This window comes from Candidatus Velamenicoccus archaeovorus (genome assembly GCF_004102945.1).
GTDB lineage: Bacteria > Omnitrophota > Gorgyraeia > Velamenicoccales > Velamenicoccaceae > Velamenicoccus > Velamenicoccus archaeovorus.
This window is the reverse complement of the sequence record NZ_CP019384.1, coordinates 1,805,651-1,830,670: the sequence shown is the minus strand read 5'-3', so window position 1 is coordinate 1,830,670 and position 25,020 is coordinate 1,805,651. Positions and strand designations below refer to the sequence as shown.

General features: G+C 54.4%; 26 protein-coding genes. 25 read left to right on the top strand and 1 reads right to left on the bottom strand.

Going from position 1 to position 25,020, the window contains the following annotated elements; all coding sequences use genetic code 11:
- Positions 1–17: 17 nt before the first annotated feature.
- The 24 genes from BU251_RS08500 (at position 18) to BU251_RS08385 (ending at position 23,296) form a co-directional block, all read left to right on the top strand.
- Complete coding sequence (locus BU251_RS08500) at positions 18–1,076, top strand: DUF4340 domain-containing protein (protein ID WP_164908940.1); 1,059 nt, start codon at positions 18–20, stop codon at positions 1,074–1,076.
- A gap of 289 nt (positions 1,077–1,365) precedes the next feature.
- A complete protein-coding gene (locus BU251_RS08495) occupies positions 1,366–2,550 on the top strand; it encodes an ArnT family glycosyltransferase (protein ID WP_128700753.1) in 1,185 nt (394 codons plus the stop codon).
- Between the two features lie 67 nt (positions 2,551–2,617).
- The gene (locus BU251_RS08490; RefSeq protein ID WP_128700752.1) at positions 2,618–3,103 is read left to right on the top strand and encodes a hypothetical protein; all 486 of its coding nucleotides are present in this window, start codon (positions 2,618–2,620) and stop codon (positions 3,101–3,103) included.
- Position 3,104: 1 nt separating this feature from the next.
- Positions 3,105–4,268: a radical SAM protein gene (locus BU251_RS08485; RefSeq protein ID WP_164908939.1), complete on the top strand. Its 1,164-nt coding sequence runs from the start codon at positions 3,105–3,107 to the stop codon at positions 4,266–4,268.
- Positions 4,269–4,349: 81 nt separating this feature from the next.
- Positions 4,350–4,940 (top strand): archaemetzincin family Zn-dependent metalloprotease, encoded by a 591-nt coding sequence (locus tag BU251_RS08480; RefSeq protein WP_128700750.1) that lies wholly within the window; start codon positions 4,350–4,352, stop codon positions 4,938–4,940.
- Between the two features lie 237 nt (positions 4,941–5,177).
- On the top strand, positions 5,178–7,019 hold the full coding sequence (locus BU251_RS08475) for a proton-conducting transporter transmembrane domain-containing protein (protein WP_128700749.1): 1,842 nt from the start codon (positions 5,178–5,180) through the stop codon (positions 7,017–7,019).
- A gap of 5 nt (positions 7,020–7,024) precedes the next feature.
- Positions 7,025–7,942, top strand: coding sequence for a respiratory chain complex I subunit 1 family protein (locus tag BU251_RS08470; RefSeq protein WP_128700748.1), 918 nt, complete (start codon positions 7,025–7,027; stop codon positions 7,940–7,942).
- Positions 7,943–7,984: 42 nt separating this feature from the next.
- Complete coding sequence (locus BU251_RS08465) at positions 7,985–8,593, top strand: hypothetical protein (protein ID WP_128700747.1); 609 nt, start codon at positions 7,985–7,987, stop codon at positions 8,591–8,593.
- 6 nt (positions 8,594–8,599) lie between these two features.
- Positions 8,600–10,063 (top strand): hydrogenase 4 subunit F, encoded by a 1,464-nt coding sequence (locus BU251_RS08460; protein WP_128700746.1) that lies wholly within the window; start codon positions 8,600–8,602, stop codon positions 10,061–10,063.
- Positions 10,060–11,640, top strand: a complete 1,581-nt coding sequence (locus tag BU251_RS08455) for a hydrogenase large subunit (RefSeq protein ID WP_128700745.1) — start codon at positions 10,060–10,062, stop codon at positions 11,638–11,640. Before BU251_RS08460 ends, BU251_RS08455 begins: the two co-directional genes overlap by 4 nt.
- A gap of 343 nt (positions 11,641–11,983) precedes the next feature.
- On the top strand, positions 11,984–12,511 hold the full coding sequence (locus BU251_RS08450) for an NADH-quinone oxidoreductase subunit B family protein (protein ID WP_128700744.1): 528 nt from the start codon (positions 11,984–11,986) through the stop codon (positions 12,509–12,511).
- Between the two features lie 198 nt (positions 12,512–12,709).
- Positions 12,710–13,288 (top strand): TetR/AcrR family transcriptional regulator, encoded by a 579-nt coding sequence (locus BU251_RS08445; protein ID WP_128700743.1) that lies wholly within the window; start codon positions 12,710–12,712, stop codon positions 13,286–13,288.
- Positions 13,289–13,291: 3 nt separating this feature from the next.
- Positions 13,292–14,590, top strand: coding sequence for an alginate export family protein (locus BU251_RS08440; protein ID WP_128700742.1), 1,299 nt, complete (start codon positions 13,292–13,294; stop codon positions 14,588–14,590).
- Between the two features lie 29 nt (positions 14,591–14,619).
- A complete protein-coding gene (locus BU251_RS08435) occupies positions 14,620–16,086 on the top strand; it encodes a B12-binding domain-containing radical SAM protein (RefSeq protein ID WP_128700741.1) in 1,467 nt (488 codons plus the stop codon).
- A gap of 94 nt (positions 16,087–16,180) precedes the next feature.
- Entirely contained in the window at positions 16,181–17,107 is a 927-nt protein-coding gene (locus tag BU251_RS08430; protein WP_164908938.1) for a lysophospholipid acyltransferase family protein, read from the top strand.
- Positions 17,108–17,239: 132 nt separating this feature from the next.
- Positions 17,240–17,998 (top strand): molybdate ABC transporter substrate-binding protein, encoded by a 759-nt coding sequence (modA, locus tag BU251_RS08425; protein ID WP_128700739.1) that lies wholly within the window; start codon positions 17,240–17,242, stop codon positions 17,996–17,998.
- An 18-nt stretch (positions 17,999–18,016) separates the two neighbouring features.
- On the top strand, positions 18,017–18,688 hold the full coding sequence (gene modB / locus BU251_RS08420; RefSeq protein WP_128700738.1) for a molybdate ABC transporter permease subunit: 672 nt from the start codon (positions 18,017–18,019) through the stop codon (positions 18,686–18,688).
- Positions 18,685–19,416, top strand: a complete 732-nt coding sequence (locus BU251_RS08415) for an ABC transporter ATP-binding protein (protein WP_128700737.1) — start codon at positions 18,685–18,687, stop codon at positions 19,414–19,416. Before modB ends, BU251_RS08415 begins: the two co-directional genes overlap by 4 nt.
- A gap of 155 nt (positions 19,417–19,571) precedes the next feature.
- Positions 19,572–19,919 (top strand): hypothetical protein, encoded by a 348-nt coding sequence (locus BU251_RS08410; protein WP_128700736.1) that lies wholly within the window; start codon positions 19,572–19,574, stop codon positions 19,917–19,919.
- An 88-nt stretch (positions 19,920–20,007) separates the two neighbouring features.
- Complete coding sequence (locus tag BU251_RS08405) at positions 20,008–20,334, top strand: DMT family protein (protein ID WP_128700735.1); 327 nt, start codon at positions 20,008–20,010, stop codon at positions 20,332–20,334.
- Positions 20,335–20,394: 60 nt separating this feature from the next.
- Positions 20,395–20,607, top strand: a complete 213-nt coding sequence (locus tag BU251_RS08400; protein WP_128700734.1) for a YgaP family membrane protein — start codon at positions 20,395–20,397, stop codon at positions 20,605–20,607.
- Positions 20,608–20,699: 92 nt separating this feature from the next.
- A complete protein-coding gene (locus BU251_RS08395; protein WP_164908937.1) occupies positions 20,700–22,064 on the top strand; it encodes a carbohydrate porin in 1,365 nt (454 codons plus the stop codon).
- 245 nt (positions 22,065–22,309) lie between these two features.
- Positions 22,310–22,957 carry an energy-coupling factor ABC transporter permease gene (locus tag BU251_RS08390; RefSeq protein ID WP_128700732.1) on the top strand — a complete coding sequence of 216 codons (648 nt, stop codon included), beginning with the start codon at positions 22,310–22,312 and terminating at the stop codon, positions 22,955–22,957.
- 51 nt (positions 22,958–23,008) lie between these two features.
- Complete coding sequence (locus tag BU251_RS08385; RefSeq protein ID WP_128700731.1) at positions 23,009–23,296, top strand: PDGLE domain-containing protein; 288 nt, start codon at positions 23,009–23,011, stop codon at positions 23,294–23,296.
- Positions 23,297–23,302: 6 nt separating this feature from the next.
- Here the strand turns inward: BU251_RS08385 and BU251_RS08380 are convergent, their stop codons facing one another.
- Complete coding sequence (locus BU251_RS08380) at positions 23,303–23,626, bottom strand: hypothetical protein (protein ID WP_128700730.1); 324 nt, start codon at positions 23,624–23,626, stop codon at positions 23,303–23,305.
- Between the two features lie 288 nt (positions 23,627–23,914).
- Between BU251_RS08380 and BU251_RS08375 the strand changes: the two genes are divergently transcribed.
- On the top strand, positions 23,915–24,955 hold the full coding sequence (locus BU251_RS08375) for a type IV pilus twitching motility protein PilT (protein WP_128700729.1): 1,041 nt from the start codon (positions 23,915–23,917) through the stop codon (positions 24,953–24,955).
- The last annotated feature ends 65 nt before the right edge of the window (positions 24,956–25,020 follow it).

The window sequence follows — 25,020 nt, the reverse complement described above, 5'->3', positions numbered from 1 at the left end:
AACAGATGCCGGATCCTATGAAGTTTAAAAAACTGATCATCCTGTTTGTTGTTTTAGGGGCCCTTGTTCTCCTGGCCGTTGTGAAAAAGACGGTTGTCAAGCCGCGGGCCATCCCTTTTGAAAAAGCCGAAGAAGCTACGCTCTCCGAGTTGACGCCGAGGATCACGGCAGATTTTATCTCCAAGGTCATTGTGTATCAGGGGAGAAGCGAGGCCAAAAAGGTCGTTTTTTCCAGGAACGCGGCCAAGGAATGGATCGTTGAAAACAAATTTTCCGCACCGGCCAGAAAGAACGTTCCCGAAGAGCTGATCAAATATCTTTCCGGGCTCAAGGGGGAGTTGCGCACGGATTCCAAGGCTGTGTTTTCTGACTTCCAGATCGCCGATAACGAAGGTCTGCACATCGTTCTTGTGAACACGGCCGACAAAGAGGCCGTTCATCTGGTCGTAGGTCTCACAAAGGCGGCATGGAACGAGAGTTTTGTCAGGGTATTGGGTGCCCAGAAGGTTTTTCTTGTTGAAAAGAATTTTTTGATGGTCCTCGGTTTGTCGTCGGATCCAAAGGCCGAGCTTCGCGCCCGATCGTACCTGGATCTTAAAATATTTCCCGGCGATCTCGCCGCGGCAGCAGACCGCCTCGAGATCAAGGCGGCGCCGGCGGCGCGTCCCTTTGTCCTGAAAAAATCAGGAGAGGGCCCGTCCGCGGCCGCCGGTTGGCAGCTCGATCCGCCGGATCCCCGCGCTCCGGTCGACCAGGCCAGGATGGACGAGTTTTTGCGCACAATCTCCGATCTCCAGGCCCGGGATGTCATGGACCCTAACGTCACGACCTACGGTTTCGATAAGCCGACGTCCACGATCATTGTGAACGCCAAGAAGAAAGAGGTCGCGGTCTCATATCGGCTGGAGATTGGCAATTTCGATGCAGCGCAAAAATCATATTATGCCAGGCTTGTGCCTGGGAATATCGTTTACCGCCTCCCTGAAGAGACCGCGATGTTTTTAAAGAAAGACAGATCGTTTTTCCTGCAACAAGCGTCCAAAGGAAAACAGAGGGGCGCCGCCGCGGGTTCTTGACGAGGCGGACAGTGAGGCCGGCTGGTCCATTCCGGAAGCCGTCCCAGTCTTTTTGGCCCTCTGCCATGAAAATGTGGCAGAGGGTTTTTTGGTGTGGCCAGCCTTGAAAAATCGATATCCCCCTGTCTCTTCAGAAAGAATGGGCGTTCGCTCCGCGCACGGCGGGATTCGGCGGACGTGGTCAAAATAAACAATGATGTATATGAATATGCGATAGGATGCTAAAATAGAGCCGATCGTCCCGGCAATAACCAACGGGCATCTGTCCGGTTTAAAACAAGGGCATTGAATGAACAAAAAATATCTCATCGCGATCATTGGCGCCGCCCTTTTGATAAAAGCCTTTTTGCTTTATTTTTCCATCGTCCATGTTCCCCACGCCAGGCTTGTGCGCGATTCTTACCAGTATTTAGATACAGGAAGGGCGATCGTATCGGAGGGGGTGTTTGCCAGCCACGGAGCAGACGGGAAGCTGGAGCCCAATTTTTTTATAGCCCCCGGCTATCCGTTTTTTCTCGGCGTTCTGCACTGGTTGTGGGGGATCCCCTTGGCCGGCGTGATAGCGATCCAGGTGTTTCTGACGGTTCTTGCCGCCCTCATTACATATAAGACAGCCATGGAGATAGATCATCGGCTGGGCTTCTTGGCTTTAGCGATCTTTCTCTATTCGCCGGCCGTCACCATGTTTTCTTTGCTGATCTTGACGGAATCGCTGTTTTTGCTTCTTATCACGTCGGTGATGTTTTGCTTTATTAAATACCTGAAGACCGGCAGGATGAAATTTCTGGTGCTCACCGGCTTGGCGTTTGCCGCTGCTGTGTATGTCAGGCCGGGCCCTTATTTTCTTGGGATGGTCATGGCGGCCTTCATCGCATATGCAAACGTCACCGGCAACAGGAAAAGGGCGGCCGGTCACGCCCTTGTTTTGCTGGTGGTGGCCTATGGTTTGCTGGGGTTGTGGCAGACAAGGAATTACTTGATTTTTCATAAGGCCGTATTCAGCAGCATCATCTCCATGGAGACTGTTACCGGCGGGGCCTTTGGAGGTTTGTTTCACAGCTATTCAAGAAACCAGGATCCTTCCACGCTGGGGGCGCCGCCCCTCCTTTATTATATCAATGTGAGCTGGCGCTGCGCCCTGTCTCTCTTCACGAGGCCGGGAACTTTCAAATACCTCCATTGTCCTCTCTTGGCCGTGATAGGAAAAATATTCAGTTATATCGTGATGGTCTTCTGGATGGGCGGTTTTCTTTACGGCGTAACGAAAATAAGGCGCAACGTCTATTATCAATTTTTGCTGCTGATCGTCATCTGTTTTGCCTGCGGGACCATTATCGTCGAGATGTGGAACGTCGGGGAAAGATACAGGGTGCCCATGATGCCGTTCATTGCCATCATTGCGGCATATGGATGGGCCTCGCTCTTTTCGTTAAAAAACGGTCGGGGAGAGTTTCTGAAGACCAAAGAACTCTAGGGGGCGTCTCCGCTCTGACGGAAGGGGAGCAAGAAGGTGCCGGCCGGTGTTATCAATTGGGGGAGATATGCGGTGGTGGAGACTTGCGGCGTTATTGGTGCTGGGAGGGTTTGGCGGGGCAGGTTTTTCCTTCGGCGAAACCGGTCTTTCCGTCACGACGGATAAAAAAGAGTACAGGCCGCAAGAGATCGTTACGATCCGCTTAACGAACGGATCGCCGGAGAGTATCTTTTCTCACCTGGGAAGCCAGACTCCTGTTTTTGCCATTGAGGGTGTTGAGATGAAAAATGTCCAGGGGGGCTGGGATAGCTTGTCGGCTTGGTGTCGTCCTCCATTTTGCGTCTATGATATGGATGCCCCGGCAGAACTTAGGCCCCAGGAGAGTGTGTTCTGGGCGTGGGACCCTTGGATCTATACAGGCGGCGCCCATGAAAGAGTCCGGCCGGCGGCCGGAACATATCGCCTTCGCATTTCCTACCGTGCGCCGGCAACCCCTCCGATAAATCAGGGGCCGTGGCTGAGCGTCGTGTCTAATGAATTTACGGTCAGATAAAATGGCAAAGAACAAGAAAATATTCTTGCGTTCCACCTATCCGGAATGCACCCGAAATTTATTCGATACCACGCGTTTTTATAATTATTTCCGGGAGAATGGGTTTCAGCTCGTCAGAAATCCTTCGTTTGCAGACGTCATTGTCTTGACGACATGCGGTTTTGACCGTATCAAAGAAGACAGGACGATGCGGATGATCCGGCAATATTACGAGAAGTATCCCAAAAAAGAGATGATCGTCTGCGGCTGCCTGGCTTCGACCAGGCGCGGACTTGGGGCGATGTTTGCGCGCGCGCTGATCGTCCCCGTCGAGCAATACGGACTTTTCGATAACATCTTTCATCCCCGGATTTCCTTGGATGTCATCAGGACCAATGCATTGACCAGGAGGTTTTTCGCCCGCGGACGCGCCGTTGTCAGAAGTTATTGCATCCATATCTGTGAAGGCTGCCTCAACAACTGCACGTATTGCGATTATAAAGAGATCAGGAGTTGTGTCAAGAGCAAGCCGCCGGCTGAAGTGATCTCGGAATTCCACGACGGGCTTAAAGCGGGTTACAAGAGGATCGTCCTTCTGGCCGATGACTGCGGCAGTTACGGCGTCGACAAGAATACCGATTTCGCGAAATTGTTGAACCTGCTCGCCGCTTTCCGGAACAAAGACTTCCGGTTGAGCATTAATTTTTTCGAGCCCCAGCGTCTGGCCAGGCTTTATCCGGCCATTGACAAGGAGATCATCCGCCAGAAGGTGGCCGAGATGTGCATTCCTCTTCAGTCGTGTTCTCCCGGGATCTTGAAGCGGATGAACCGCCATTATGACGTGAAGGACGTCTTGAAGATCATCGACGATATCAGGCGGTTAAATCCTGCGATACACCTGATCACACACATCATCTATGGCTTTCCCGGGGAGACCCGCCAGGACCTTGCCGCATCGTTTCAGCTCGCCGATCATTTCGACGAAGTGAATTATTTCTGCTATCTGGACAAGCCGGAGATGAGGGCTTTTCGGCTGGATCGCAAAGTTCCTCGCCGGGAAATATGGTCACGCACACGCATGATCCAGGATGAAATGAAGAAGCTGAGGCGGGCCGGCAGGCCGTGTCCGCTTAAGATGGCCTACACGGACCGGGAGATCAGGATGCTGTGGCCCGCGCACAGCTGAAATTTTTGTATTTTGTCCTTTCCGGGAACGGCGGGGCTGCGTTTTGAAAGCGGCCGCCGCCCGCGGCTCAAGGCGTCTGACATGAAGATATATCTTGTGCCCATAGGTTCGGTTCACGGGCAATGCCTGGATTATCTGGCAGAGGTTTTGTCCCGCTTGTTTTCGGCGGACGTTGCGGTGACGCAAAGCTGTCCTTTGCCGCAAGGAGGCTTTGACGAAGACAGGGGGCAGTATGACGCCGCGGCGGTTTTTCGCGGGCTTGCGGCGTGCGCCCCTATTTGTAAAAAGGAACAGAGGGTCTTGGGGATCATCGACGCCGACGTTTATGCGCAAGGCCTTGATTTTGTTTTCGGCCTGACAGATCCCCGCACCGGTTACGCGCTGATCGCCTTGACGCGCCTGAGGCCGGAATTTTACAGCGCAGCCGGGAATAACGCTTTGTTTTGCGAGAGGGGCGTCAAGGAGGCCGTGCATGAAGTCGGGCATAGTTTCGGACTTGCGCATTGCCCGCAGGCGTCCTGCATCATGCATTTTTCTAAAACCATCGCAGATACCGACAGAAAGGATTTAAAATTCTGTCCCGCCTGCCAACAGAAGATCCCGCAGAAAATATCCGCCCGAAAACTCCCCATCTTTGAAGCCCCCGCCAAGACGCGCCGTAAATTCTATTGACAAAAAAGTCGCGGCGACTAAAATATTCATGTTTGTTTTCCCTGCGGCCGCGCATCCCCTGCATGACAGATGGGGCGGGATGGAGACGGCCCGTGGACAGGAATCCAAGCCGGACGGAGTGCGACGTACAGGTAAGTTGTTAAGCCGTTTATCGTATAGATTGGGACCATAGGCACCGGCCTCGTATTTTTCCCTGCCGCGTTTTCAAAAAGACCCCCTGTCTTGTCAGGAACATGCATGTTTTTCTTGAGTCAAAATAGCCGATGGTGTTTTGACCCGCTGGCCTTGTTTTTTCTCGGCGTCATCGTCGTGGTCAGCCTCCCGTCTCTTCTCTTCTCGGCAGGATATCTGCGCAGGCAATTTTCCAGGCGTCGGACTGCGCTTGCCACAGGCCTGACGGCCCTTTTTGTCATTTCCATGGCGGCGGTCGTCGCCAGCGCCAATCTTATCCTTTTCCTGTTCGCTTGGGAATTCATGTCGCTCGTGTCGTATTTCCTCGTCGTCTTCGAACATGAGCATGAGGCGTCCGTCAAGGCGGGCACAATCTATCTGGTCATGACCCATGTCGGCACCGCGTTTCTTTTGGCGGCCTTTCTTCTGATGCACGCCCAGGCCGGGACGTGGGATTTCGAGGGGATCCGTACCGCAGCCCCCGCATTCCCGGTTGGTTTAAAGAATATTCTTTTCGGTCTTTTTCTTGCCGGCTTCGGCATGAAGGCCGGCATCGTTCCTCTGCATATCTGGCTGCCGTATGCCCATCCACAGGCCCCGGCATCGGTCTCGAGCATCATGTCCGGCGCCATGATCAAGGTGGCCGTCTACGGCATCCTGCGTTTTATCGCCGGGATGCTGGGCGTGCCGCCGGTGTGGTGGGGCAGTGCGATCCTTGTGGCGGCAGGCATCTCGTGTCTCGTGGGCGTCATCTATGCCTTGATGGAACACGACATCAAAAAGCTTCTGGCGTATCATAGCGTCGAGAATATCGGTATCATCCTTTTGGGCATTGGCGCCGGCATGATCTTTTGGCATTGGGGCTGGTGGGTTTTGGCATGTGCGGCCTTTGCCGCAGGCCTCTACCATACGGTCAACCACGCGGTTTTCAAAGGGCTCTTGTTTTTGTGTTCCGGAAGCATCCATGTGGCAACAGGCACCAAAGATATCGAGAAGCTGGGTGGATTGATCAAGCGCATGCCGCAGACGGCCGCGTCGTTTCTCGTCGGAGCCATGGCCATCTCGGCGCTCCCCCCTTTGAGCGGTTTTGTCAGCGAGTGGTTGATCTTCCAGGTCTTTTTTGCCGGGTTGCGCGATGCGGCCTCGGGCGGAAAGCTGTTTTTTGCCGGCATGATGGCGTGTCTGGCGTTGACAAGCGCCCTGGCCGCCGCCTGTTTTGTCAAGGCCTTCGGCGTGGCGTTTTTGGCCATGCCCAGGAGCCGCGCCGCCGCAGAGGCCGGGGAAGTTTCCTTGAGCATGAGGAGTGCCATGATTTTTTTGGCGGCGTTGACCGTCGCCCTAGGGATAGGCGCCGGCCTCGTCTGGAAAATGCTCTGTGCCGTGGCGGCGAGTTTTTTAAAACCGCCGCCGGCCGTCTGGGACGGGCTTTTGTCCGGTTCCTGGGGGCTGATCCGGTTCCCGGGCACGGATGCCTGTCTGCGTACGCCCATGATTATGCTGGCGTTGAGTGCAGGCATAGCTGCGGTTTATGCGTTCGTCCGTCTGGTCTCGCGTAAACATTCCGTCACGGTCGGCAGGACGTGGGGCTGCGGTTATTACCGCCTGGATCACCGCACGGAATACACGGCCACGGCATTTTCAAAGCCGTTTCGGATCGCCTTCGGCTTTTTCCTTCTGCCCTACCGCAAGACCGAGAAGATACGGGATTCTTTTTATCACGTCAAGGAATTCAGCTACGAGACGTCCACAACGCCAGTTTTTAAGAGATATCTATATGATCCCGTGGTTGGCGGTCTCTTCAGGCTGGCGCAGTACGTCCGCGGATTTCAGATGGGCAGTATCCATTGGTACCTGGCTTATGTTTTCGTGACGATCCTGGTGCTGGTCGTTATTTTCGGGAGGCCCTGACAGTAATGAAGATACCCTTGCTTTTATTGCAGGCAGGCATCGCGGTTCTCGCTGCGCCGTTGGTCAGCGGTTTCGTCCGCCGGGTGAAGAATGCCCTGCGGATGCGCCAGGGGGCTGCGCTCGTGCAGCCCTACCGCAACATCGCCAAATACATGAGAAAAGAGGAGGTCGTTTCCGAAACGGCATCGTGGATTTTTCGCTGGACACCTTCCGTGGTCCTGGGTTCGACGCTGGCCGCGCTCATGTTTGTTCCTGTTTTCTCGTTTTCCCTGTCTGCGGCGGGTATGGGCGATGTCTTGTCGCTCTTTTTCCTTTTTTCTCTGGGGCGTTTTTTTCTGGCGTTGGCTGGCCTGGATGCGGGCAGCGCCTTCGGGGGGATGGGGTCTTCGCGCGAGATGTTTATCGCCAGCTTTGTGGAACCTGCGGCTGTTCTGGCCGTCGCCGTTGTCGCCGCGCACAGCTCTTCTTCCGCCGCCGAGCCGTTGGTGCGTTCCATGGGCATGTCTTTTTCCGGCATGATCGCAGCCGCCTCGCTTTTCATGGTCGTGCTTGCGGAAACATCGCGGATTCCCGTCGACAACCAGGAGACGCATCTGGAATTGACGATGATCCACGAAGCGATGCTCCTGGAATATTCAGGACCGTCGCTGGCCATGCTGGAGACGGCCGCGCACGCCAAACAGTTGATCTGGTTTTCGCTCCTGGGGGCCATCCTCTGGCCGTGGCCGATAGGGAGTTCTTCGGGGTTGTCTGCTGTCGCCTGTGCGGCATTTTTTGTTTTAAAGATAATCCTTTGCGCCATCGTCGTGGGTTTGACGGAGATCGGCCTCGCAAAGATGAGGCTGTTCAGGGTTACTGATTTTTTGGGGCTTGCTTTCCTGTTTTCCGTCCTGGCCTTGGTGGTCTCAGGCCTGGGATATTAACAGAGGTATGACACAATGACGCTTTTTTTGCTAACGGGAATCATGATCTTGACGTACGCGATGCTTGTCTGTCACAGGATCCCGGCGTTGATCCAGAATTTCCGCCTGCAATCCTTATTTCTTTTCCTGGTCACGCTTGATTTTGCCGTGCGGCAAAAGGAAGCAGGCGTCTTCGTCGTCGCCGGGCTCTTGCTTCTGGTGAAGGTGATCCTGATTCCGTCATTTTTGAATCATCTTGTCAAAAAGATCAGGGTGGATGAACGCTTGGGGTTGTTCCTGAATCCTCTTTTGTCGTTGATCGCCGCCTTGTTCTTGACGTGGGGGGCTGCGGTTTTTTGCGCATGGTTGGTGAGCGACAGTCCGGCCGTCGTCTTTGCGGCCTTTGTCGTTTCCATCACGGTCGTTTTGGTCGGGTTTTTCATCATGGTCTTCCGGATGAAGGCCCTCACACAGATTGTCGGGCTTCTGGTGATGGAGAACGGTATATTCCTTTTGGCGAGCTCCATCGCCGGCGGGATGCCGTTTTTCGTCGAGATCGTCATCGCCTTTGACGTTTTTGTCTGCGCGATCATCACGGGGATTTTTATGTACCGCATCAACAAGGTTTTTACGCACATAGAGGTCCACCGTTTAACGGATTTAAAGGGATAGGGGCCGATGTTGCTTTTTTCGATCGTCATTATTCCGGTGCTGGCCGCTGTTCTCTCGGCCCTTTTGCCTGCGCGTCTGCGCGGTATGGCCAATCTTGCGGCGCATGGCGTCCTCCTCGCCTTGGCAGGTATATTGGCTTATCGCATCTCCCCGGGAAGCGGCATTGTTGCTTTCGGCGGCGTCCTGCGGGCCGATGCCTTGAGCGCTTTTTTCATTCTCCTGATCAGTTTGATCAACTTGGCGGCCCTTGTGTATTCCCGGCCTTATCTGCAGGAAGACATCGATGGAGGCGCCCTGTCCGTCAGGCAGGCCCGCGGCTACGATATTCTTTTCAATGTCTTTGCCGCCACCATGCTTTTGGTGCCCCTTTTGGACAATCTGGGACATATGTGGGTGGCCGTGGAGCTGACAACACTGGCATCGGCATTCCTCGTCGGGTTTTACAATACGAAGGCATCCGTTGAAGCCGCATGGAAATATGTCATCATCTGTTCGGTAGGGATCACGCTCGCTCTCCTGGGGACGGTCCTGGTCTATTATGCCGTGGCCGCCCAGGCGGGCACAAAGACCCTCGACTGGTCCGTCATCATGGGCCGCGCAGCAGGCCTTAATCCCCGGATTATGAGCGTGGCCTTTTTGTTCATCTTGGTCGGATATGGCACAAAAGCGGGCCTGGCGCCGATGCACACCTGGCTGCCTGACGCCCACAGCCAGGCCTTGACCCCGGTCAGCGCCTTGCTTTCGGGCGTGCTTCTGAAGACCTCTCTCTATGCGATCATCCGGTTCGCCATGATCACCAACAAGGCGATGGGGCCGGAATTTACGTCGCGTCTTTTCATTTTCTTCGGGCTCTTCTCGGTCGCTGTCGCCGGAATTTTCTTGCTGGCCCAAAAGGACTTCAAGCGCCTTTTGGCGTACAGCAGTATCGAGCATGTCGGCATCATCGTTTTCGCCCTGGGCGTGGGGACGCCCTTGGCAGTTTTCGGCTCCATGTTCCATGCCTTGAACCATGCGGTGACCAAATCGCTGGTTTTCTTTGCGGCAGGCAACGCCGTCAAGAAATACAAGACGCATCATCTTCACATGATCCACGGTCTGGTCCAGACGCTTCCCTTTACGGCGGCGGCGGCCCTTGTCGGGCTCCTCAGCCTCGTTGGGATGCCGCCATTTGGGATTTTTATGAGCAAGCTCATGATCCTCTCGGCCTGCTTCCAGAAGGGGCTCTACGGCCCGGCGGTCCTGCTTTTGCTTTTTCTGGCGGTTGTTTTCGGCGCCCTGATGTTCCATTTGAGCGCATCGATATTCGGACATAAGCCCAAAGGGATAGAGTCCGGCGGTGAGGCCCTAAGCATGAAACTGGTCTTTGTGTCCTTGGCGCTTCTTCTGGTTCTTTTGGGCGTCATGATGCCGACACCGTTGCAGGCATTGCTTGTTGCTGCATCCCGCCTTGTCACGGGAGGGGGGCTATGAAGACATTCATGGGCGTGATAGAGGAATTAAGGGCACAGGGCGTCATGATCGTTGAGACCTTCGAGCTTCATCCCGATGAGGTTGTTATCCGTCTCAAGCTTGAGGATTTTCATCGCGCCTGCCTTTTTGCGCACAAGACGTTTTCATCGGCGGTCATGGCCATGTTTGCGGCCGACGAAAGAGTTGCCAAGAATGCGTTCGAGATTTATTGCGTTTTTCTGGCCCGCGACTTCCAGAAATGGTGTATCTTTACCGCCGATATCCCGCAGGACAGGCCGTTGTTCCCATCCCTGGCACGGGATATTCACTCGGCGAGTTTTTTTGAGCGCGAGATCCAGGAGATGTTCGGTCTGGAGCCGCAGGGGCATCCTGATAAGAGACGCCTGCATCTGCATGACGAGGTCTGGCCGAAGGGGTTGTTCCCCCTGAGAAAAGATTTTGTTCTTCCGGCGCATGTCGCGCCGGATGGTGTCTACGGCTTCAATCGCGTCGCCGGCGAAGGGATTTTTGAGGTGCCTGTCGGTCCGGTCCACGCCGGCATCATCGGTCCGGGCCACTTCCGTTTCAGCGCCGCCGGCGAGCCGATCGTCAATCTGGAGATCCGCCTGGGTTTTACGCATCGCGGTGTCGAAAAAGTTTTTGAGCATAAGACGTTTGACGATGCGGTCGGGCTGGCCGAGTGCGTGGCCGGCGACACCGCTTTCGGCCATAGCTGGGCGTTTTGTCAGGCTGTCGAAAAAGCATCGGCCCTGAAAGTTCCTGCCCGGGCGCTGTACGAACGGGCGATCTGCCTTGAGCTGGAGAGACTTTATAATCATTTCGCCGATATCGGCGGTATCGCCGTGGATGTGGGATTCAGCTTTGCGGCGCAATTCGCCTCTGTTCTCAAGGAGAAGATCCTGCGGTTGAACCAACGTTTAACCGGCAGCCGCTATCTTAAAGGTGTCAACCGCATCGGAGGGGTTCGCCGCGCGTTTTCGCGCCAGGATATCCAGGCGCTGTTGTGCGAGATTTTGTCTGTTTGCGACGATCATGGGGAACTTAAGCAGATGCTGTTGGCAAGCGTCTCGTTCATGGATCGCGTTGACGATACCGGCGTTCTGCGTCAAAAGACGGCACGGGACTTAGGGATTGTGGGCCTGGCGGCCCGCGCCTCCGGGATCGCCGTCGACCTGCGCAAGACCTTTCCGGATGTCTATGCGGGGTCCGATTTCCGCATGATCACGCAGGAAAGAGGAGATGTTCTTTCTCGTCTCCGAGTCAGGATGGAGGAGGTTGATGAGTCGGCGCGCCTGATCATCTATTTTGCCGACAGGCTGGCGGACATAGAGGGGGCCTTGGCCGCGAATTTTTCTCTTGCCGCGCCGGCATGCGCCCTCGGCGCCGTGGAGGCATGGAGAGGGCCTGTTCTTTATTGGGTCAAGGTGGCCGACGGACAGATTGATCGCTGCAAGATTGTCGACCCCTCATTCCATAATTGGCCCGGTTTGTCGTTTGCCGTCCTGGGGAATATCATCCCTGATTTTCCCGTCTGCAACAAAAGTTTCGATTTGTCTTATGCAGGTAACGATCTTTAATAGGACATCTTTCATCAACAATGAACCTTTTGATTCAATAAGATTTTTTTGTCGGCCATGTCGTTTTTTGGATTTGGTAACGGCTACGGTGATGACCCAGGGGCACGATGTTAACACTACGCCTCAAGACAGTTTCGAATTTCTAAGTTCCAATGACAAATAAAATCCAAATTCCTAGGGACAAAAATACGGAAAGGTTTCGGTTTTGAGAATTCGGCATTTATTAGGCATTTGGATTTAGGAATTCGTCATTATATATACTTTAAACGGGCCTTATGACCGTTACCCAGAGACATAGTTGGTCCTGTGCCGTCTCACCGGCAGGCAATGAGGTAAATAAGAAATGTGGACGATAATAAAAAACAGTATTTTGAAAGGCCTTTTGACCGAAAGAAAGACCTTGCCGGACATTCCTTCCTGTTCCGAGGTTGAGGATATCGGCCAAGAGCTTAAGAAAACCATCCTTTCCCTCTACGGCCGCTCTCTGCATCTGCGCGAGGTGGACACAGGCTCTTGCGGGGCCTGCGAGTCAGAGATGACGGCATTGAGTAATCCTGTCTATGATATCCAGCGTTTCGGGATTGATTTTGTCGCCTCTCCGCGCCACGCCGACGCCCTTGTGGTGACAGGCGCGCTCTCGCGTAACATGGCGCTGGCCCTCAAAAGAACCTATGAGGCAATGCCCGGCCCGAAATTCGTGATTACCGTTGGAGACTGCGCTTTGGACGGAGGGGGGTTCGGCGCCTCCTATTACCGGCATCCTGAGGGCATCCGGGGCCTCATCGGCGCCGTCGTCCTGCATATCCCCGGCTGTCCGCCATCTCCCGCACAGATCCTTTCCGCCATCCTGGCCTTCCTTAAGAAAGCTTAGCCCGGGGAGCCCGGCCTTTTAGGGCCAGGCCCTAAGGGCCCAGTCTTCATCCTGTCCCGATACAAACAGAGTGCCCTAAAAAATTCATTGACAGCAAGCCCTCGGCCTTGTAGAATACTAAAAATACCAAATCAGTATTATAGGTTTACTCCGTTAGAAAATATCGTTCTCTAGCGGAGTTCTCTCCGGGAGGTTCCCATGATCCACGCATCCTCATTAAAGGAAAAAATTTTAGACGCGGCGCAGGCGCGCATGATCCGGTTTGGTTACCGCAAGGTGACGATGGACGAGATCGCCCAGGATCTGCGGGCGAGCAAAAACACGATCTACAAGATATTTGTCGGCAAGGAAGAGATCGCCAAGGGGCTGGTCAAGCGTCTGCAGGAAGACATCAACAGGGGCCTCGATGATCTGGAGCGGCGGGAGAAAGATCCCTTGAGGGTATTCTCCGGCAGCATCCTGCTTTTGCGCAGGACCCTCGGGCCCTGGTTCGAACATTTTTTCAAGGAGATCGCGCTCGAGCTCCCCGATCTATGGAAAGAGTTCCTGCGTTACAGGAATGAAAAGATCCTGGAAATCCGGTCTCTTGTGGAAAAAGGGATCAAGAGGGGGGTTTTGCGTAAAGTTCCGGCTTCGGTGGCTGTCCAGGCGTATCTGGGGTCTGTCAAGGCCATCATCAGTCCGAGATTTTTGGAACAGGAGCGCTTGAGTTTTGATGAGGCCCTCCAGGCTGTTTTGGATATATGGGCGCATGGCATCTTAAAGAAAGGAAGATAGGTCATGAGGAAAGGTCTTGTTTTGTTGGCCGTTTTGTTCGGGCTCATCGCGGGGATTGCTCCTTCTTTTGCCCAGGAGACGTCGTCGGCGGGGCAATTTCTGCAGTGGCGGACAGCCTGGAATGCCGAAGACAGGTTCCGTTATGAATACAAGCATGATTTTGATTTCGACAAAAGCAAAAAAGATACGGGCAGCCAGTTTTATCAGCGTTTGCGCGTCGGTTTTGATGCGGCGCTGACGGATGAATACCTTGACCCCAAGGTGGATATTTATATCGAAATGCTGGATGCCCAGACAGGCGCCTACCAGATCAAGGCGAATTCCGGCCAGGTGGATGATTTTGACCTGCACCAGGCCTTTGTGAATTTTATCGACATAGGAGGCTCTGGCGTTGATGTCAAGGCCGGCCGCCAGGAATTCAAATACGGCAAGGGCCGCCTGGTCGCCGCGCCCACATGGGCCAACCGCATCAGGTCTTTTGACGGCGGCGTCATCCGTTATCACAATGACGCTTTTTATGCCGACATCCTTTACGGTCAGGATGTCAAATACAACGATAATAACCTTAATGTCTCAAGCCATGTTGAGTCTCTGACCGGTGTTTACGGGGGCTATAAGGCGCAAAAGACGAATGTGACGACAGAAGGGTATTTTTTGTCCCAGGATGTGACGTCTTCTTCGCCCAGGACGCGCCGCTATACGATAGGCTTTCGTCTCACCGGCCGCGCGCTTGGTCTGGATTATGACATGGAAGCGCCGTATCAGTTCGGCAGGACGCAAAACCGGGACATCAGCGCGTATGCATTCCACCTGGATGTCTCCAAGACTTTTGGAGAGATCGCCTGGAAGCCGCAGGTGGCTGTCAGCTACGACGAGGCCTCGGGCGACAAAAAAGTAGGCGACGGCACGACGAATACTTTTAATCCTCTTTACCAGTCTACCCACGATCCCTACGGTCTTCTGGATTTCTTCCGGTGGCAGAACGTGCGCAATCCCGAGCTTAGCCTGACGCTTTCTCCGACGAGCAAGTTGAAGCTCAAGCCCCAGGTCGATCTTTTTTGGCTTCAGAACACCAATGACTCCTGGTATAACTCCAGCGGCGTGGTCGTGCGGACCAAGACGAGCGGCGACCGCAGCTCTTATGTCGGCACGGAAGCCTCCTTGCGCGTATTTTACGATTTCAGCAAGAACGTGAAGGCCGAATGTGGTTACGCCCACTTTTTTTGCGGCGGTTATGTCAAGGACACAGGATCCCACGACGATGTCGATTGGGTTTATTCACAGATAACGTTAAAGATATAATCGGTTACAGAAAATAAGCGAGGTTGGTCGTGAAGATTTTGTTTGTGACGCCGCAACTGGGTTCGTGGGCGACGCACGGACACCATGTCGCCCCCAATCAGATGCATGCCCAGTGGGCGGCTTATGTGCGCGAACACGGTGCCGCAGAGGTGGAAGTTTTGGATTGCAAGGTCTTGAGCATTCCCTTCGAACATATGCTGGAGATCGTCAAGGATAAGAATCCTGATGTCGTCGTGTTGGGCGATATCCTGCATTCTTACGGCGGGTTTGCCGTCCAGAAATATTTCAATGAAGCAGCGGCGGGAATAAAGAAAAAACTCCCGTCGGTCAAGATTGTCGTGGGAGGACTCTGGTATTCCTCTTTGAGCACGGAGACGCTCGAACAGAATCCGGCGATAGATTTCGTCGTGATGGGCGAGGGAGAGATTACCTTTTGCGAACTGGCAGAAGCCCTGCAAAAAGGACAGGCCCGTTTCGAGGATATCCCGGGGCTGGCCTCAAGGAAAGACGGAAAGGTCGTCTGGGGACCGGTGCGCGAGCTCATAGAAGACTTGGATATTCTGCCGTTGCCTGCTTACGATTTGTTCCCGATGGATAAATACGTGGGCCATACCTACTGGAAACCATTCGTCGAGGTCGTCACATCCCGCGGCTGCACGCATGGGTGCGCGTTTTGCTATGAATGGAGCGAGCACGACCCCCGTGCCATCAAAAACTTTAACCGCTGGCGCGCCAAATCCGCCAAGCGCGTCGTTGATGAAGTGGAGCTATTGGAAAAGAAGTTCGGAACGAAGGTGATGGTGATCCAGGAGGATAATTTCAACATCAACGGCAGGAGGGTGCGGGAATTTTGCGAAGAAAAGATCAAAAGGGGGCTCAGCATGAAGTGGGTGAGCCTCGGCTGCGCGAGCGATTGGGTCAGGCTCGAGCAGGATGTGCCTCTCATGAAAAAGGCCGGTATGTTCATGGGGGTCTTCGGTATTGAAGTGGCCAATGACGACGAACTGCGCCGTCTGGACAAAGGCATCACGGTCGGCCAGATTTATAAGACCATCAATATCCTGCGCAAGAACGACATCGCGATCGTCGGGGATATCATGATCGGCTTCGATTACGATACCGAAGAGATCGTCAAAGAACGCTTTGCATTCGCCGAAAAGGTGGATCCGGACGTGATGTGGGTGGGGTATCTGACCCCTCCGCCGGGTTCCCCCCTCTGGAGAGATGCTGTCCGGCGTGGCTGGGTTGAACTCAACAAGATGGATATGCTCAAATGGGATTTCCTGCATCCGGTCGTTCCGACGGAACATTTATCCATAGAAGATTTGGGCCGCCTGGGCGCATGGGGCATGAGGGAGTTTTATGCACGGCCGGGCCGCATGCAGAGGATCTTCGGCAGTCACTTCGACGAGCTGGCGAAGTTATGTTTTAAGGATGTCATGGCCGGTGTCGGCAAGTGGGAAGCCGGCGCCGTCAAAGGAGAGAAGCATATTTAAACCGTGTTTAGCGGTGACTGCGCCGCCGGGGCATTCGAAGGATCTGTCGGTTGACCCGCGCGGCGGAATTCCGTCTCAGAAACCGAGTGTTTCCATGTCGTTTATCTCCGGCTATAAGAGATTTCTCCGCGCCGCAGGGCGTCATGCATTATTGCAGGGTCGTCGGGTTGTCCGCCGGCTTCCCGACCCCGCCTTCAAGATCTTCATTCCTTTTTTCGCCGCTCTGGGGTGGCTGCTCATCGAAAGAAAAAAGCGTGTTATCCTGGAGAATCTGCATATCGCCTTTGGCGCCGAAAAGACCGAAAAGGAGATCAAAGATATTTTCAGCCGCTATTTTGATAATGTCGGCTTCGGCATGGTTGAGCTTATTTATTTTCTCGACCGGCCGCAAAAAATCGTGGAGAGCGTGGCCATTGAAGGCAGGGAGAACCTGGATGAGGCGCTTTGCCGGGGGCACGGGGTTATATTGCTCAGCGCCCATTTCGGGAATTTTATATTGATGTACCTGCGGATGGCTCTGGCCGGGTATAAGACCAATTGTATTATGCGCCGGCTGAAAGACGAACAATTCGAAGGTCATGTTTCCGATTATCTCGATCAAAACGGCATCCGGAAGATTAATTCTCTTCCTTACGGCCGATGCGTGGCGCATTCGCTCAGGAGCTTGCGTAATAATCAGGTCTTATTTATGCTCTTGGATCAAAATTACGGAGCGGGTGGCAGGGTCTTTGTTGATTTTTTCGGTCGTCAGGCGGCAACGGCCACAGGGCCGGTCGTTTTTTCCTATCGGTCGGGAGCGCCGATTTTGCCAGTTTTTATCGTGCGTGATGGGGCAAGGGGCAGGCACAAGATCCTTATCGATGCGCCCATTGAGCTTGAGGTTGCCCCGGATGAACCGTCAGGATTGGTGCGCAATACCTCTCAGTTGACGAAAATTATCGAGGGCTATATCCGCCGCTATCCTTCCGAGTGGGGCGGATGGATGCACCGCCGCTGGAAAAGTAGGCCGGCTTTTGCGTGAGACAATTTCTGCGGGGAGTCGGCGCCGTTAAATCCCGTTTGCCGGAATTCCCTGCCCGCTTGGGCGGGCGAGGCCCAGCCCGTGGGGCTCCAGAGGAAAAAGCACATATAGTTTCCAGAAGAGAGGAGAATCATGAAAAAGTGGATCACGGCAATTTTTCTGCTTCTTATTTTTCCTGTTTCTGTTTTCGCCAAAGACCTGACGGTCGCCGTAGCGGCAAACCTGCAGGTGCTGATGGATGAGCTGGTGACGACGTTTGAAAAGGAATCCGGTTCCAGCGTGGATGTCGTTATCGGGTCTTCCGGAAACCTGACGGCGCAGATCGAGAACGGCGCCCCCTTCGATGTCTTTATGTCGGCGGACATGTCATATCCCGAGGTCCTTTTTAAAAAAGGCCTGGCTTTGGAGAAACCGAAGGTGTATGTGTACGGACTTCTCGTATTCTGGACATCAAAGTCCCTGGATTTGTCTCGTCCTCTCGGCGAGGTCCTGGAGGATCCTTCGTTGAAGAAGATTGCGCTTGCCAATCCCAAAACAGCGCCTTACGGCCGGCAAGCCGTCAACACCATGAAAGCGCTGAATGTGTATCTTGGCACCCGGCCCAAATTGGTCTATGCCGAGAATATCTCTCAGGCCAACCAATTTATCCTCTCGGGGGCTGCAGACGGAGGTTTTACCTCGAAATCTTCGGTGGTGGATGATTCGGTCAAAGATAAAGGGCGCTGGGTGGAGATCGACGCGTCTTTGTACGAGCCGATCGCCCAAGGCGCCGTGGTCCTGGCGTATGCCGCCAAACACAACCCTCGTGCCGCAGAGGCGTTTTATCGTTTCCTTTTTTCCGAAAGCGCGGCCGATATTTTCAAGAAGTACGGCTATCGTCTCCCTTCTTAGGGGCGAAAACAAGAGAAAATGACCTACGATCTTACGCCGCTCTGGCTTTCTTTAAAACTGGCGACAGTGACGACGATCGTGTTGATCCTCGTCGGCATCCCTTTGGCTTATAGCCTGGCCTTCAGCCGCGGCCGCACCAAGCCGTTCTGGGAAGCCCTTGTGAGCATGCCCCTTGTCTTGCCGCCGACGGTATTGGGGTTCTATATCCTGGTATTGTTGAGCCCCGGGCATGCCTTCGGTGCATTTTTGGAACGCGTCCTGGATGTGAGAGTTGTGTTTTCTTTTACAGGCCTTGTGATCGGTTCGGTGATTTTCAGCCTTCCTTTCATGGTTAATCCCGTCAAGGCGGGTTTCCAGAATTTTCCCCATGCCTTGATCGAAGCGGCCTATACACTCGGTAAATCCCGCCGTCAGACGCTTGTGTCGGTCATCATCCCTAACACCAAAGCTTCTTTATTGACGGGGATCGTGATGAGTTTTGCGCATACGATGGGGGAGTTTGGCGTTGTGCTCATGATCGGCGGCGGCATCCCCCACCAGACACGCGTCGCATCCATCGCGATCTACAATGAAGTGGAGGCCATGAATTACAGCGCGGCCAATTTTTATTCGGTGATCCTGGTTGTTTTCTCGCTTGCGGCCCTTGTGTTGTTCCATGTCCTGTACCGGCGGCATGGGGAGGTTGTGTGAAGATCTTCCTCAAAAAAACGCTGATGGCGCCCGAAGGTCCTTTTGACCTGAGCATCGACGTTGAGGTCAGGGATGGGGAGTGTGTTTCTTTGTTTGGCCGCTCCGGTTGCGGCAAGACCTCGATCTTGAGGATGATCGCCGGGCTCCAGGCGCCGCAGGAAGGCCTCGTGAAGGCGGATGGCGAAGTCTGGTTTGATAGCTCGGCTGGGATTAATCTGCCGCCGCAAAAAAGAGCGGCTGGTTTTGTCTTTCAGGAATACAGCCTGTTTCCCAACATGACGGTGGAAGAGAATCTGAAGTTTGCCCTGCGCCGCGGCGAGGAGGCCGTCCGTGTCCAAGAATATCTCGGCCTTGTGGGATTGAAGGGTTTGGAACGGCGCTATCCGTCGAAGCTGTCCGGCGGCCAGAAACAAAGGGTGGCGCTGGCGCGGGCGCTCTTGCGTCACCCCAAGGTCCTTTTGCTTGATGAGCCGTTGTCGGCGCTTGATGTCCAGACACGGTGGCGGCTGCAGGACGAGGTGTTGAGGCTCTATGAGAAGACCGGCATCACCATGATCCTTGTCAGCCACGACCCTTTTGAAGTGATGAAACTTTCCGGCCGTGTGTTTATGCTGGAGGCGGGCCGTATTGTTAAATCGGGAGGGCCGCAAGATGTGTTCTGCGGCTCGGAATGGGAGGTGTTTTTTCAGTCGGCCAAAAACGGTCCTCGGGCGGTGCGCGGGTTTTGATTGACAAACGACCCCCTTAAGGTAGAATAAGATTCGATTGGAGGGGACGAAAAACAAAGTCTGACTGGAGAATGAGAGATCATTCTCTTTTTTTGTGTGGCCGCGGCACAAGGTGCTGCGGCCTCTTCTCTAAGGGTGAGGGGGGGTGAGTTGGCATGAAGAGGCTCGTTGCTGTTTTTATGATGTTTTTTCTGATGCTGGGGGTTTGCGGTGCGCCGCGTCTGGCCTTGGCGCAGGACAATGAGACGGCCGCCGCCAATGAAGTTTACGGCACGGTCACTTTTGTCGATCCTCAAGCTCAGAAGTTGATCGTCGTGTCGGCCTCCGATGAAGGACAGAAAGAAACGGCCCTGATTGTAGACGATTCCACCATGATCGAGAAGGACGGCAAGGCAGCTACTCTGGTTGATGTCGCGACAGGGGATGACGTCACGGCCAGCTACAAGGCGGCTGATAACGGCCAGAACGTTGCGGCAAGTATTTCCGCATCATCTCAGCAATGAACTGCAACAAAAAGGGTGGCGCGTGGCTTCGCCGGGGCCGGCAGAATCCGGCCCCGGCAGGGGCAAGCGCCCTGTCTTCACAAGAATCATGAGAACAATACTCCTTTTATTGGCTTCGAACGTCTTCATGACCATCGCTTGGTACGGTCACTTGAAATATAAACAGGCGCCTTTGTTTTTAGTGATCGTGGCCAGTTGGCTGATCGCTTTTCTCGAATACTGCTTTCAGGTCCCGGCCAACCGCATCGGCCACGGCGAATTTTCAGCCGCCCAGCTCAAGACGATCCAGGAGGTCATCACCCTCCTTGTCTTTTCGGTTTTTTCCGTTGTCTACCTCAGGGAATCCCTGCGCTGGAATCACGCGGTAGGCTTTCTTCTGATCGTGGCCGCCGTCCTTTTTATTTTTAAAAGATAGGCCTTCCGTTCCTCAATCACTTCCCGGTGTCATGCGCGCCGGGGACCAAGGAGGGGTGTCATGAAAAGATCACTTTCTGTCGAAAAAGCCATCCGTATTCTGGCAGGGACGCTTGTCCTTGTTTCCGTCGCCCTGGCAGTTTTCGTGAACCGCTGGTGGCTGCTTTTGGCCGTTTTTGTCGGCTGCAATCTCATCCAGTCGGCTTTCACGGATTTCTGTCCCGCCGAGAAAGCCTTTTTACGGCTCGGCCTCAAAAAAGAACCGAACACCTGATATTCCCCGATAACCCTTGACAGCCGAGTCGCCCTCTGTTATAGTAACACGAAAATATAAATCGTAACACAATTTTACGGCCGGTGGGAGACGTGAAAAATTTTGTCGTTTTTGCGGTTTTCGGGATCCTTGCCGCCTGCGCGCGGCCCGCCTGGGCGGACGAGGAATCGCTGCGCGCTGTCATCGCTGATCTTCAGGCAAGAGTGGAGGCCCTGGAAAAGAAGGCGGCGGCGCAAGAGGCCCGCATCCAGGATCAGCACAAGTGTTTTCTGGAGCAAGAGAAGACAATAAACAACCAGGAGAAGAATCTGCGGGATTACAAGGCGACTGTTGAGGCGCTCGACCAGAGATTGCACCGCCAGGAGCCTTCGGCCATCGAGATCGGCCGCGGTCTTGAGATTGGCGCCGGGGCGACGGTGATCGTGCAGGGGACCAATAATGCCAATGCCGGCGCAGGGGAGGACCGGGCCGACGCTTCCTATTCGGCTGACGTGACGCTGGCCAAGGAATTTGAGTCTGTCAATGGCAGGGCATTTGTCCACCTGGAAGCAGGAACGGGCGACGGCCTGGAAGACAACCTGGCGTTATATTCCAATGTGAACCGGGATGCGGACAACAATAACGACGTCCATCTGACAGAGGCCTGGTATGAGCAGGGCAGCTGCCACGATCGCTTTGCCATTACCTTTGGCAAGCTTGATCCGACGGTCTATTTTGATACCAACGAAGCGGCCAACGACGAAACAACCCAATTCTTGGGCAGGATCTTCCGCAATAACCCTGCCATCGAATTTCCGGATAATGCGTTAGGTGTCCGCCTGGCTTATATGCCCAAGGAGTGGGTGGAGTTCAATGTCGGTGTTTTTGACGCCAATGCGGACTGGGAAAAGGTGGGCGACGACGCCTTTTGCGCAGGCCAGGCAGCTCTTAAACCAAAGGTCTTTGGCCGCCAGGGCAACTACCGCATTCTGGGGTGGTATAACGATCTGCCGCATACCTCTTGGTTGACGCCGACGAATGACAAGGAACCTGCTTTCGGCTTTGCCTTGAGCTTCGACCAGATGGTGACCGACGAAGTGATGCTCTTCTGCCGTTATGGTTGGCAGGACCCGCGTGTTTACAATCCGTCTTTGGCCGCGACAGGCGATAGGATATTTTCTCTGGAACAATCCTGGAGCGCGGGTGTTCGGGTCGAAGGCGGGCTTTGGGGCCGCGAAAAAGACGTATTAGGTCTTGCCGTTGGCCAGGCCATTGCCTCTGGCGATTACAAGAAATCCAACAGCGCCCTCGCCGCCAAGTCCGAAGGCCACCTGGAGGCGTATTATAATATCCATCTGAATGACCATCTATCCATCAGCCCGGATTTCCAGTATATCTGGAATCCCTTCGGGCAGGATGTCATTGGGAACACGGATCCCGTGTGTGTCTGGGGCTTGCGCAGCCAGATTGATTTCTAGAGAAAATATATTGATGATCGTTTAACACTAAAAAAAGGCCCTTTGCCAAAACGTCCGCCACTAGTTCTTCGGCGGACGCCCGCCGACGCAGTGGTGGCGGGCGCTTGTCAATTTAGCTCCTAAGCGCCTCGGCCCTGGCCGATAGGCCGGGCCAGGGCAGTCGCTAAATTGACCTGCGCAGGCTCGCCTGCCCGTCAGGTGGGCAGGCAGGGGTTAATCCGCCAGAGGCGGATTAAGGAGGCGTTATGCATATTCCCGACGGGTTTTTGTCTCCTCCTGTTTGGGGGTCCGGCTGGGCGGCTGCAGCAGCGTTTTTAGGCTGGGGCGTCCATAAAACCAGGCAGCTTCTGCAGGAAAAGATGGTGCCGCTGATGGGCGTCATGTGCGCGTTCATCTTTGCGGCGCAGATGTTGAATTTTCCCATTATGGGAGGCACTTCAGGGCATCTTTTGGGAGGGGTTCTGGCCGCCGTGCTTTTGGGTCCATGGGCGGCATCTCTTGTCCTGGCCTGCGTTCTGGTGATCCAATGTTTGGTGTTTCAGGATGGCGGGCTATTTGTCCTCGGTGCCAATATTTTTAACATGGCCGTGATGGGGACATTGGGGGGATACGGTCTTTTCAGGATCCTCTTTCGCTTGATGCCTTCCTCTAGAGGATTTACGGCGGCCGTTGCCGTCGCTGCCTGGTTTTCCGTTGTCTTGGCGTCCGCATCCTGCGCCATTGAGCTGGCCTTATCGGGTACGGCCCGCTTTGGGGCTGTGTTTGCGGCCATGGTCGGCGTACATGCCCTGATCGGCATCGGCGAAGCGTTCATCACAATGCTCGTCGTCGAGTTTGTCGTCAAGGCCCGGCCGGATCTGGTATACGGTTTACGAGCGAAAAATTTGAGTTGATTTTGCGAGGAAATCACCCTTTATAGGCAACCAGGCATCAAGGAGGGAACCGTGAAATCGAGAGATATTTGGTTTGGGGTGGTTGCCGCGCTTCTTCTGGCTATCTTTTTCAGTCCGTTTGCTTCGCAATCGCCGGACGGCCTGGAGCGCGTCGCAGAAGACCAGAAATTCCTTGAAAAAGGAGAAGGCCGGCCTGCCGTGAGCGCCCCCGTTCCGGATTACGTCGTGCCCGGAGTGAAAAATGAGTCAGTGGCGACATCCCTGGCAGGCGCGCTGGGCGTTGTTGTCGTTTTTGCCGCCGGCTATGGGTTGGCGAGCTTGTTAAAGAAGCGAGGATGAGAGTCGTTAGTATCCCGAACTTGAAAATGGCCCGCCGGAAAGGCCGACAGACCCGTCCATGTAGACCTTGACGAAGATTTCGTTGTATTCCGAAGGGTTGACCGGTCGGTACGTGAGATACCAGAATTGGCCCTGGGATGAGTTGGAGAGCGTTATGCTGTAGAGATAATATTGCAGCAGGTCAACAGAGGTTTTATTTAAGGCCGTCTCCGCCAGGTCGATGGACTTTTTGAGGGATAGGGTGGGCGCCTGGGCGTACGCCGAAGAAATCAAGACCAGGGCCACAGCCGCCGTCCAGATACAAACCGCAAAGTGTTTTTTGCCTTTCATGACTTCCTCCCCGTACCGGTTTATTCTTCTTCGCCGAATACCCCGCGGCAAGCCGTGGGGACGTAAAGTCCCTTTGGGGCAACGTCCCTATACGGGATGAAGGCGAATGAAGAACTCCTGCGACGCAGGGTCATCCGGGTATTCGGCTTCGAAGGAATTTCGCTTTCGCATGCACGATACCCTGCAGCTTGCCGCAGGGAGTCTCATTTTTTTCTTGTCTTCTCTTTTTAAAGCATTATAATATCATTCATTCAGACTGTCTATGGGGGTTGTTTTTCGCCGGATTCTATGGATATCAGAGACTTATTGAAGCATATCGTGGCCAAAGGGGCTTCGGACCTGCACTTGACGCCGGGATTGCCGCCGATGATGCGTTTGAACGGCGTTTTGGAAAGGCTCGAGGATGAGGTCCTTGAAAGCGCCCAGATCCTGGAGATGGCCGCAAAGATCCTTCCGGAAGACAAGAAGCTGGTGCCTGGAGAGGAAATCGATCTTGGCATCGAGATCAAGGGCGTGGCCCGTTTCCGGGTCAATATCTATTATGACCGTAATGGATTGTGTGCGGCCTTCCGTCTTGTTCCGGCCCTTATCCGGACGTTGAGTGAGCTGGGTGTTCCCGAGGTCGTCGGCAAGGTCAGCGAGATGAAGCGCGGCCTGGTGCTGGTGACGGGTGTCACGGGCAGCGGAAAATCGACGACATTGGCGGCCATCATCGATATGATCAATGCCAGGAGGCATGACCACATCATCACCATCGAAGATCCTGTGGAATTTGTCCATGCCCACAAAAGATGTATCGTCAATCAGCGCGAAGTGGGGACACACACCCGTTCTTTTTCAGAGGCCCTGCGCAGCGCCCTGCGCGAAGATCCCGATGTCATTCTGGTCGGCGAATTGCGCGATTTGGATACGATCTCTATGGCCATGACTGCGGCGGAAACAGGCCATTTGGTCCTGGGGACGCTCCACACGCGCGGTGCGGCCCAGACCATCGACAGGATCGTTGATATTTTTCCTCCGCATCAGCAGGAGCAGATCCGCACCCAGCTGGCCGAGAGCCTTGAGATGGTCGTCTCGCAGGTCCTTCTGCCTTCCGCAGAAGGCGGCAGGCGCCATCTGGCCTGCGAGATCATGGTTGTGACGACGGCGATCCGTCAATTGATTCGCAGCAGAAAGACACACCTCATTGCAACGGAAATTGAGACAGGCGTCCAGTTGGGCATGCAGCCGATGGAGAGGTCTTTGCGGGCTCTCGTCGCTGCGGGAAAGATTTCCCAGGAATCGGCCCTGCCGTGGATCCACGACAAGAAGCTTTTTGAAAGCGCATAGTTTCCGAATGCCGGTTTGCGGCCGACGAAAATTTTGTGTCCAGGCCACGTCCGGGGGGTGTGACA

What these genes read in the sequence shown, in the direction of transcription:
- BU251_RS08380 (WP_128700730.1), bottom strand. Translation starts at nt 23,626, where the DNA reads ATGAAAGGCAAAAAACACTTTGCGGTTTGTATCTGGACGGCGGCTGTG.
- BU251_RS08485 (WP_164908939.1), top strand. Translation starts at nt 3,105, where the DNA reads ATGGCAAAGAACAAGAAAATATTCTTGCGTTCCACCTATCCGGAATGC.
- BU251_RS08430 (WP_164908938.1), top strand. Translation starts at nt 16,181, where the DNA reads ATGTCGTTTATCTCCGGCTATAAGAGATTTCTCCGCGCCGCAGGGCGT.
- BU251_RS08445 (WP_128700743.1), top strand. Translation starts at nt 12,710, where the DNA reads ATGATCCACGCATCCTCATTAAAGGAAAAAATTTTAGACGCGGCGCAG.
- modB (WP_128700738.1), top strand. Translation starts at nt 18,017, where the DNA reads ATGACCTACGATCTTACGCCGCTCTGGCTTTCTTTAAAACTGGCGACA.
- BU251_RS08475 (WP_128700749.1), top strand. Translation starts at nt 5,178, where the DNA reads ATGTTTTTCTTGAGTCAAAATAGCCGATGGTGTTTTGACCCGCTGGCC.
- BU251_RS08460 (WP_128700746.1), top strand. Translation starts at nt 8,600, where the DNA reads ATGTTGCTTTTTTCGATCGTCATTATTCCGGTGCTGGCCGCTGTTCTC.
- BU251_RS08490 (WP_128700752.1), top strand. Translation starts at nt 2,618, where the DNA reads ATGCGGTGGTGGAGACTTGCGGCGTTATTGGTGCTGGGAGGGTTTGGC.
- BU251_RS08480 (WP_128700750.1), top strand. Translation starts at nt 4,350, where the DNA reads ATGAAGATATATCTTGTGCCCATAGGTTCGGTTCACGGGCAATGCCTG.
- BU251_RS08400 (WP_128700734.1), top strand. Translation starts at nt 20,395, where the DNA reads ATGAAAAGATCACTTTCTGTCGAAAAAGCCATCCGTATTCTGGCAGGG.
- BU251_RS08410 (WP_128700736.1), top strand. Translation starts at nt 19,572, where the DNA reads ATGAAGAGGCTCGTTGCTGTTTTTATGATGTTTTTTCTGATGCTGGGG.
- modA (WP_128700739.1), top strand. Translation starts at nt 17,240, where the DNA reads ATGAAAAAGTGGATCACGGCAATTTTTCTGCTTCTTATTTTTCCTGTT.
- BU251_RS08405 (WP_128700735.1), top strand. Translation starts at nt 20,008, where the DNA reads ATGAGAACAATACTCCTTTTATTGGCTTCGAACGTCTTCATGACCATC.
- BU251_RS08455 (WP_128700745.1), top strand. Translation starts at nt 10,060, where the DNA reads ATGAAGACATTCATGGGCGTGATAGAGGAATTAAGGGCACAGGGCGTC.
- BU251_RS08375 (WP_128700729.1), top strand. Translation starts at nt 23,915, where the DNA reads ATGGATATCAGAGACTTATTGAAGCATATCGTGGCCAAAGGGGCTTCG.
- BU251_RS08450 (WP_128700744.1), top strand. Translation starts at nt 11,984, where the DNA reads ATGTGGACGATAATAAAAAACAGTATTTTGAAAGGCCTTTTGACCGAA.
- BU251_RS08495 (WP_128700753.1), top strand. Translation starts at nt 1,366, where the DNA reads ATGAACAAAAAATATCTCATCGCGATCATTGGCGCCGCCCTTTTGATA.
- BU251_RS08465 (WP_128700747.1), top strand. Translation starts at nt 7,985, where the DNA reads ATGATCTTGACGTACGCGATGCTTGTCTGTCACAGGATCCCGGCGTTG.
- BU251_RS08470 (WP_128700748.1), top strand. Translation starts at nt 7,025, where the DNA reads ATGAAGATACCCTTGCTTTTATTGCAGGCAGGCATCGCGGTTCTCGCT.
- BU251_RS08390 (WP_128700732.1), top strand. Translation starts at nt 22,310, where the DNA reads ATGCATATTCCCGACGGGTTTTTGTCTCCTCCTGTTTGGGGGTCCGGC.
- BU251_RS08440 (WP_128700742.1), top strand. Translation starts at nt 13,292, where the DNA reads ATGAGGAAAGGTCTTGTTTTGTTGGCCGTTTTGTTCGGGCTCATCGCG.
- BU251_RS08500 (WP_164908940.1), top strand. Translation starts at nt 18, where the DNA reads ATGAAGTTTAAAAAACTGATCATCCTGTTTGTTGTTTTAGGGGCCCTT.